The sequence below is a fragment of the Stenotrophomonas sp. STEN033 genome, assembly GCF_056856655.1.
On the sequence record NZ_JBXFWM010000108.1, the window covers coordinates 1 to 5,498 of the forward strand.

General features: G+C 65.0%; 7 protein-coding genes. 3 read left to right on the top strand and 4 right to left on the bottom strand.

The features are described from left to right. Nucleotides 1-222: 222 nt before the first annotated feature. From accC to aroQ, 4 genes are read right to left on the bottom strand one after another with little or no spacing between them, the layout of a single operon-like run. A complete protein-coding gene (gene accC / locus AC1VXC_RS20645) occupies nt 223-1,590 on the bottom strand; it encodes an acetyl-CoA carboxylase biotin carboxylase subunit (RefSeq protein ID WP_282272814.1) in 1,368 nt (455 codons plus the stop codon). A 10-nt stretch (nt 1,591-1,600) separates the two neighbouring features. Further along, nucleotides 1,601-2,077 (bottom strand): acetyl-CoA carboxylase biotin carboxyl carrier protein, encoded by a 477-nt coding sequence (gene accB / locus AC1VXC_RS20650; protein WP_313170818.1) that lies wholly within the window; start codon nt 2,075-2,077, stop codon nt 1,601-1,603. Between the two features lie 54 nt (nt 2,078-2,131). After that, nucleotides 2,132-2,560 carry a lysozyme inhibitor LprI family protein gene (locus AC1VXC_RS20655; protein WP_481539930.1) on the bottom strand — a complete coding sequence of 143 codons (429 nt, stop codon included), beginning with the start codon at nt 2,558-2,560 and terminating at the stop codon, nt 2,132-2,134. Beyond that, complete coding sequence (aroQ, locus tag AC1VXC_RS20660) at nt 2,557-3,003, bottom strand: type II 3-dehydroquinate dehydratase (RefSeq protein WP_293707546.1); 447 nt, start codon at nt 3,001-3,003, stop codon at nt 2,557-2,559. Before aroQ ends, AC1VXC_RS20655 begins: the two co-directional genes overlap by 4 nt. 545 nt (nt 3,004-3,548) lie before the next feature. Between aroQ and AC1VXC_RS20665 the strand changes: the two genes are divergently transcribed. The 3 genes from AC1VXC_RS20665 to AC1VXC_RS20675 all read left to right on the top strand — a co-directional run bounded on the left by AC1VXC_RS20665 (nt 3,549) and on the right by AC1VXC_RS20675 (nt 5,385). Then, entirely contained in the window at nt 3,549-4,178 is a 630-nt protein-coding gene (locus tag AC1VXC_RS20665; protein WP_481539931.1) for a TetR/AcrR family transcriptional regulator, read from the top strand. 10 nt (nt 4,179-4,188) lie between these two features. Continuing rightward, nucleotides 4,189-4,866: a type 1 glutamine amidotransferase domain-containing protein gene (locus tag AC1VXC_RS20670; protein WP_481539932.1), complete on the top strand. Its 678-nt coding sequence runs from the start codon at nt 4,189-4,191 to the stop codon at nt 4,864-4,866. A 108-nt stretch (nt 4,867-4,974) separates the two neighbouring features. Then, nucleotides 4,975-5,385 carry an organic hydroperoxide resistance protein gene (locus AC1VXC_RS20675; RefSeq protein WP_313495689.1) on the top strand — a complete coding sequence of 137 codons (411 nt, stop codon included), beginning with the start codon at nt 4,975-4,977 and terminating at the stop codon, nt 5,383-5,385. The last annotated feature ends 113 nt before the right edge of the window (nt 5,386-5,498 follow it).

Here is a 5,498-nt window from a genome sequence, read left to right on the forward strand (position 1 = left end):
CCACAAAAAAGCCGGGGATTCCCGCCTTTTTTTGTGCGTGTTTGCGTCTGTAGTGCCGAGCCATGCGCGGCAGCGGCCGGACCGGCAATGCCCATGCCGAGCATGGCTCGGCCCTACATTCCTGCTCCCTCCCTTTCGCGCAGCGAAGGGGAGGGTTGGGGAGGGGTAAGCCTTTTGGGCCTTCATGCCGAGCATGGCTCGGCACTACCGGTGCTGCCCCGATCAGGTCAGCGCGATCGAACGCGTCTTGCGCTCGGCCAGACGCTTTTCCAGGTAGTGGATGTTCTGTCCACCGGCCTGGAAGCCCTGATCGCGCATGATGCGCTGCTGCAACGCGACGTTGGTCTTGATGCCGTCCACGACCATCTCGCTCAACGCCACCCGCATGCGGGCAATGGCGGTTTCGCGGTCCGGGCCGTGCACGATCAGCTTGCCGATCATCGAGTCGTAGTTCGGCGGCACCTTGTAGCCGGCGTAGATGTGCGTATCAACGCGCACACCCGGGCCACCCGGCGGATAGAAGCCGGTGATCAGGCCGGGGCTGGGAATGAAGGTTTCCGCGTCCTCGGCGTTGATGCGGCATTCGATCGCGTGGCCGTGCAGCACCACGTCGCTCTGCTTGATGCTCAGCTTCTGGCCGGAGGCGATGCGCAGCTGTTCGGCCACCAGGTCGATGCCGGTCACCATCTCGGTCACCGGATGTTCCACCTGCACGCGGGTGTTCATTTCGATGAAGTAGAACTTGCCGTCTTCGAACAGGAATTCGAAGGTGCCGGCGCCGCGGTAGCCGATGCGGATGCAGGCTTCCACGCAGACCTTGCCGATCTGCTCGCGCAGTTCGGAGGTGATGCCCGGTGCCGGCGCTTCTTCCACCACCTTCTGGTGGCGGCGCTGCATCGAGCAGTCGCGTTCACCCAGGTGGATGGCGTTGCCCTGGCCGTCGGCCAGCACCTGGATTTCCACGTGACGCGGATTTTCCAGGTACTTCTCCATGTAGACCTCACCATTGCCGAATGCTGCCTTGGCTTCGGACTTGGTGGTTTCGATGGAGGCCTTCAACGCGCCTTCGGCATGCACGACGCGCATGCCGCGGCCGCCACCACCACCGGAGGCCTTGATGATGACCGGGTAGCCGATCTCACGGGCGATCTTGGTGTTGGTGACGATGTCTTCGCCCAGCGGGCCGCCCGAGCCGGGCACGCACGGCACGCCGGCGGCCTTCATCGCGCGGATGGCTTCCACCTTGTCGCCCATCAGGCGAATGGTTTCCGCACGCGGGCCGATGAAGATGAAACCAGACTGCTCCACGCGCTCGGCGAAGTCGGCGTTCTCGGACAGGAAGCCGTAACCCGGGTGGATGGCCTGGGCGTCGGTGACCTCGGCCGCGGCGATCAGCGCCGGGATGTTGAGGTAGCTTTCCGACGACGGTGCCGGACCAATGCAGACCGATTCATCGGCCATGGCCACGTGCTTGAGGTTGCGGTCGACGGTGGAATGCACCGCGACCGTGCGGATGCCCAGGGTGTGGCACGCGCGCAGGATGCGCAGCGCGATTTCACCCCGGTTGGCGATTACGACTTTATCCAGCATGGCCGGCGCCTCAGGCAATCACGAACAGCGGCTGGTCGAATTCAACCGGGCTGCCGTTCTCGCCGAGGATGGCCACCACGGTGCCGGACACTTCGGCCTCGATCGGGTTGAACATCTTCATCGCTTCGATGATGGCCAGGGTTTCACCGGCCTTGACAGTCTGGCCGACGCTGACGAAGGCCGGCTTGTCCGGCGAGGACGAGGCGTAGAAGGTGCCGACCATCGGCGCGCGCTGCACGTGGCCTTCCGGCAGGGCATTGCCCGGCTTGGCGGTGCCGCCGGTGGAGGCTTCGGTCGGGCCGCTCATCGGCATGGCCGGGGCGGCAGCAGCGGGGGCAGCGGCATAGACCGGTGCCGGCGCAGCGACGTAGCCGCCAACCGGGTTGCGCGACAGGCGCACGGATTCTTCGCCTTCCTTGATCTCGATTTCAGCCAGGTTCGACTCTTCCAGCAGGTCGATGAGCTTCTTGATTTTGCGCAGATCCATGAGGGCCTCTTTGGTTGCAGTAAGTCAGTAAGGAGAAGGCGCGGTGCGCCCGGGTCAAAGTTCGTAGAAATCGCGCAGCTGCCGGGTACGGTCCTGCGCATGGGTGGTGAGACAGTGCATCTGCGCGCCATTGCGCGAGGTGCCGTCGGCATTGAAGGCGTAGACCGCAGCGCAGTCCTTGTCGCGCAGTTGGATCCAGGCGCGCTGCGCCTCAATCAATTGCTGCTCGGCAGCGCCGCAATGCGTGCAGCTGCCATCGGCGGCCTGCTGCTGTAGTTGGCGGCGGGCCAGCTTGTAGGTGGTGTTCAACAGTGCGTCGGCATCGCTGGCACGGTCGGATGCGCACAGGTCGCTCTCCATCGTGCTGGTTACATTCGCGCAGTCGATGCCTTCGGCAGCTCGATCCAGGTTCTGCGCATGCGCAGCCGCCAGCGGCAGGCACGCCACGGCCATGCCCGTCAGCAACCGTGGCAGCGTGTTCACGCAGCCGCTCCCACGCGCGCCAGTGCGGCGTCCATCGCATAGCGGTAGCTGTCGGCGCCGAAGCCGCAAATCACGCCCACGGCCTTGTCGCTCAGGTAGCTGTGCTGGCGGAAGGGCTCGCGCGCATGCGGGTTGGACAGGTGGATCTCGATGAACGGAATCGCCACCCCGGCCAGCGCATCGCGCAGGGCCACCGAGGTATGGGTGAAGGCGGCGGGGTTGATCAGGATGAAAGCGGTTCCATCGGCACGCGCAGCCTGCACCCGGTCCACCAGCACATGCTCGGCGTTGGACTGCAGGTGTTCGCTCTGGTGCCCCTGTGCCTGTGCCTGTGCAGCCAGCGCAGCGTCGATCTGGGCCAAGGTGGTGTGGCCGTAGACGTCGGGCTCGCGGGTGCCCAGCAGGTTGAGGTTGGGGCCGTGAAGGACCAGCAGTTTTGCCATGTGCCAAGGGTCGGCGGGGAAGGGCGGCAGTGTGAGGGAAGCGGGGAATGCTGTCCAGTTCGGCGAAATTAGCCGCGTTTTAATCGTTTGTTTGAAATTTAAAGCTGTGCTGGGGCTGCTTGTGGGGCAATGCCTTTGGGTCCTATCGGATGACGGCTTGGACACCCAGTTGGGTCCGGACCCAGAGTCACGCAGTTGCGCGATGCGCGGAACTTGCGAGGAAATGAGCGAAGTTGGGCTTTCCCCGAGACCCGCGACGACAAGAGCCCCTCTCCCGCCCGCGGGAGAGGGGTTGGGGTGAGGGCGGAGCGAAGCCGTCATCTCTGATTTGCGGGAAGCCATCCGCACCTGGCTTTCAACGATGAAGCCAAAGCCAAAGCCAAAGCCAAAGCTCCCCTCATCCGCCCTTCGGGCACCTTCTCCCGCCAGCGGGAGAAGGGAGAGCGGTTTCCCCTGCGACCTGTGTCGTTCCTTGCATGCCGACACAGTCCCGCGCTAATCATCCGTTAATAGACGACCGGTCTATTCGAAGTAAGCTACACCCCATGAACCTCTCCCCCAAAGCCCAAGCCACCCGCCAGCACGTCCTGGACACCGGCTACCGGCTGGTCCTGCAGAAGGGCTTTGCCGCGCTCGGCCTGCAGGAAATCCTCAAGGCCTGCGCCGTGCCCAAGGGCTCGTTCTATCACTACTTCGCGTCCAAGGAAGTGTTCGGCTGCGAGCTGCTGCAACAGTACGTAGACGGCTACGGCTGCAAACTCGAGCAGTTGCTGGCCGAACCGGGCAACGGCCGCGAACGGCTGATGCGCTACTGGGATGCCTGGGCGCGCGACCCGGCTGATCCGGCGCAGGGTTGGGCCGAGGAATGCCTGGTGGTGAAGCTGGCCGCGGAGGTGTCCGACCTTTCCGAGGACATGCGCCGCGTGCTCGACCAGGGCGTGCAGCGTCTGCTGCAGCGCATTGCCGCACTGGTCGAAGAAGGCCGCGCCGACGGCTCGCTGCCGAACGGCAAGCCCGCACTGGATGTCGCCCGCGTGCTGTACCAGATGTGGTTGGGCGCGGCCCTGCTGTCCAAGCTCAGCCAGGACCGCCTGCCACTGCAACAGGCACGCGAAGCCACCGAACACCTGCTGTTGTGCGGCAACGCCGTCGCACGTTCCACCTCCACTCATTGAAGGCACTGCCATGAATGTTCTGTTCGTACTGACCTCGCACGACCAGCTCGGCGACACCGGGCACAAGACCGGCTTCTGGCTGGAGGAATTCGCCGCCCCGTACTACGTGTTCAAGGATGCCGGCGCCACCATTACCCTCGCATCGCCGGCTGGCGGGCAACCGCCGCTGGACCCGCGCAGCGATGAGCCCGATGCACAGACTCCCGCCACCGACCGTTTCCGCAGTGACCGCGATGCACAGCAGCAACTGGCCACAACACTGCCGCTGAAGCAGATCGATGCCAGCACGTTCGACGCGGTGTTCTATCCCGGTGGCCACGGCCCGCTGTGGGATCTGGCCCGCGATGCAGATTCGATTGCGCTGATCGAAACCTTCGACCGTGCCAACAAACCGCTGGGTCTGGTCTGCCATGCCCCCGGCGCCCTGATCGCCGCACGCGCCGCCGACGGCAAGCCGTTGGTTGCCGGCCGCAAGGTCACCGGTTTCTCCAACAGCGAAGAAGACGCAGTCGGCCTGAGCGCGGTGGTGCCCTTCCTGATCGAGGACGAGTTCACCCGCTTGGGCGGCAACTACAGCAAGGGCCCGGATTGGGCGCCGTACGTGCTCAGCGACGGCCACCTTGTCACCGGCCAGAACCCGGCCAGCTCCGAAGCGGTAGCCAAGGCATTGCTCGCACAACTGGCCTGAGCCGCGTAGCCCGGGTAAGCGAAGCGCACCCGGGAAACACGCGATCAACAACACTCCCGAACTTGCATTCCACCGACGTACCCAACGCACCCCCACAAGGAATCGGCAATGAAGATCTTCTACAAAACCCGCGCCACCGCCACCGGTGGCCGCGCCGGCCGCACTGCATTGGACGACGGCACCCTCAGCTTCGACTTGGCACTGCCGGGCTCCAACAAGGCCGGCACCAACCCCGAACAGCTGTTTGCGCTGGGCTACGCCGCCTGCTTCGACAATGCCTTGCCGGTAGCCGCCAAGCAGCTGCAGTTGCAGCCGGCCGGCACCGCCACCTCGGTGGAAGTCGGCATCGGCCAGACCGCCGAAGGCGGCTACGCACTGGATATCGACCTGCACGTCGAAGTGAAGGGCCTGGAGCAGGCCGACGCCCAGCGCCTGGTCGAAACCGCGCACAAGATCTGCCCGTACTCGAACGCCACGCGCGGCAATGTGGATGTTCGTCTGCACGTAACCGCTGCCTGATTCGAGATCAAAAGCCGGGTCGAAACCGGGGTGGGCGGGGGGGGTGGGGGGACAGCCCCCACCCCGCCCCCGGGGGGCGCCGCCCCCCGCCCCACAACAGAGGGGACGCCACC

Bases quoted from the DNA above. Each gene is read 5' to 3' on its own strand.
- accC (WP_282272814.1), bottom strand. From the start codon at position 1,590: ATGCTGGATAAAGTCGTAATCGCCAACCGGGGTGAAATCGCGCTGCGC.
- accB (WP_313170818.1), bottom strand. From the start codon at position 2,077: ATGGATCTGCGCAAAATCAAGAAGCTCATCGACCTGCTGGAAGAGTCG.
- AC1VXC_RS20675 (WP_313495689.1), top strand. From the start codon at position 4,975: ATGAAGATCTTCTACAAAACCCGCGCCACCGCCACCGGTGGCCGCGCC.
- AC1VXC_RS20670 (WP_481539932.1), top strand. From the start codon at position 4,189: ATGAATGTTCTGTTCGTACTGACCTCGCACGACCAGCTCGGCGACACC.
- AC1VXC_RS20665 (WP_481539931.1), top strand. From the start codon at position 3,549: ATGAACCTCTCCCCCAAAGCCCAAGCCACCCGCCAGCACGTCCTGGAC.
- aroQ (WP_293707546.1), bottom strand. From the start codon at position 3,003: ATGGCAAAACTGCTGGTCCTTCACGGCCCCAACCTCAACCTGCTGGGC.